Source organism: Yoonia sp. (genome assembly GCF_017854415.1).
Lineage (GTDB): Bacteria > Pseudomonadota > Alphaproteobacteria > Rhodobacterales > Rhodobacteraceae > Yoonia.
In genome coordinates this window covers 1-2,453 of the sequence record NZ_JAFMHR010000185.1, presented here as the reverse complement: position 1 = coordinate 2,453, position 2,453 = coordinate 1, and the positions used below count along the sequence as shown (strand labels likewise).

Genomic DNA, 2,453 nt, shown 5'->3' with positions numbered 1-2,453 from the left:
GTCAAAGGCGGCGTCAAATGTGTGATCGTGATCGCGTTTGAACGACGCTTGGCCAATGTGGCCTCAGACGGGTTATTGGCGGCATAAAGATAGACATTCGGCATCTCGCCAATCAGGCGATCTGGCCAGTCCTGCGCACCCAATCCAGCCTGTTTGCCAGGCATAAATTCAAGCGCGCCGTGCATACCAAAATGCAAAACCACATCAGCTTTGAATGTATTGCGCATCCACAGATAGAACGTCGCAAAGGCATGTGTCGGCGCAAAACCACGCTCAAACAGCAACCGCATCGGGTCGCCTTCATAGCCGAATGCAGGCTGCACGCCGACAAACACATTGCCAAAGTGATGGCCCAGCACAAAAACGCCACGCCCGTCAGATTGGATTTTGCCCGGTGCTGGGCCCCAAGCTGCTTCGATCTCTGCCAAATGGGGGCTTTTACGCACGATCGTATCGGCATCGACATGGGCTGCGACATTGGCCTGCTGGCCGTACTGGGCAGCGTTGCCCTGCAAAATCATCGCACGTAAATCATCGACAGTCGCTGGCACATCAAGCGTATAACCGTCCGACTTCATGCGGGTCAGCGTGTTAAACAGGCTTTCAAAAACAGCCAAGTAGGCAGCCGTACCAACGGCGCCAGCATTTGGCGGGAAACCAAACAAAACAACGCCAACTTTCTTGTCGGCATTCTGCTTGCGGCGCAATTGCGCCAACCGCAGGGTTTTTTCCGTAAGGCTGGCGATACGTTCGTCACAAGGCGCCATGGCCTTGCAATCAGACTGCGCTTTGCACCGCACTGCACAGCCATCACAACCATCAACACCGTGACGGCCCGCAAAGACCGTTGGGTTCGTGGCGCCATCAATCTCGGGCAAGGCAACAAGCATCGTGGTTTCGATCGGACCAAGCCCTTGGCCGCTTTTGGCCCACTGACCAAGCGTTTGAAACTCAAGTGGCTGCGCCGCGATATAAGGCACGTTCAACGCGCTCAGCACAGAAACAGCGGTGTCACTGTCGTTGTAAGCAGGGCCGCCAATCAAGGAAAATCCGGTCAACGACACCATTGCGTCAACACGGCCTTGGAAATAATTATCAATCGCTGGACGCCCATCAAGGCCACCCGCAAACGCAGGAATTACCCGCATACCCTTTGCCTCAAAACTGCGGATAACCGCATCATAATGCGCGCAATCAGAAGCCAGAATATAAGAGCGAAGCATCAACAGGCCAACCGTCGCAACAGGGATAGCAGGGGCAGGAAGGTCGGCGAGATCGGTGACGATATGATGATCAGGCAGATCAGGATGATAGAGACCGACATCAGGGTATTCGATCGGCAAGTCGGCCTTTGCGCCGTGCCAATCAGCGCGGTCCGCATAGCGACCGATTAAAAAGCGGATCATCTGTTCGACATTGTCGTCAGATCCGCCCAGCCAATATTGCATACACAAGAACCAAGCACGCATATCCTGCGCCTTGCCGGGGATCAGCTTTAGGATCTTTGGCAAGCGGCGCAGTGTTTTCATCTGCTTGGCACCTGAATCGGCACTTGCTTTGCTTGAACCGCGCAGCTTTTTCATCAAAGCCATGGCGCCACTGGCAGGCTTTGACATATCCAAGTCACCCATGCGGGTCAGCTTAACGATTTCACCGTCGGCAATAACACCCAACATTGCATCGCAACTGTCGCGGCGGGCCTGCATAGCAGGCAAGATAGCTTTGACGTGCTCTTCTAGGAAAAGCAGGTTTGCGATAATGATATCGCCTTGGGCGACGGCCTCTTTGGCTCGCGCTAAAGCATCGGGGCATTCAGACCATTCGGCTGCGGCAATAACTTGCACTTCCAAACCCGGAAAATCAGGCGCCAAACGCGAAGACACACGCAAAGCGGGGCCCGCCGCATGCGCATCAAGCGTGACAATCACGACACGGTACGGCTGATGGATCACTTCATCGCGCATAATGTGCCTTTGCTTCATAAAGCGTATCAAGATTGATCTCGTTAAGACCCTTTTCGGCAGCGAATGCTTCGGTGTTCCGGCGGGCCTTGCCACGCACAAAGAACGGTATTTTCTTCAATTCACGCTCTGCATCGGACAACCAAATGATGTTATCGTGCACAACGGGCTCTATCATCTTGCTGTCCAAACTCCCGCCGGAGGCATCCTGAGATGGCAACGGACTATGCCCGCCGTGATGGCTTGGACCAGCCGCATCATGGAATTCGAAATCATCACGGAACATCGTCAAAAGATGCTCTTCCAGACCCATCACAAGTGGATGGATCAGCGTATCGAAGATAACATTCGCACCCTCAAACCCGACTTGCGGAGAATAGCGGGCAGGAAAATCCTGCACGTGCACAGGGGCAGAAATTACGGCACAAGGAATGCCAAGGCGCTTGCCGATGTGGCGCTCCATCTGGGTGCCAAGGATCATCTCGGGGCTCA

General features: G+C 54.3%; 2 protein-coding genes. Both read right to left on the bottom strand.

Annotation, left to right across the window (positions count from 1 at the left end):
- A partial coding sequence (locus QZ197_RS14970; RefSeq protein ID WP_296432955.1) for a cobaltochelatase subunit CobN occupies positions 1-1,964 on the bottom strand: 1,964 nt, incomplete at its 3' end.
- Positions 1,954-2,453: nitrogenase component 1 (locus QZ197_RS14965; RefSeq protein ID WP_296432954.1), on the bottom strand; the 500-nt coding region annotated here is incomplete at its 5' end. The genes QZ197_RS14965 and QZ197_RS14970, both read right to left, overlap by 11 nt.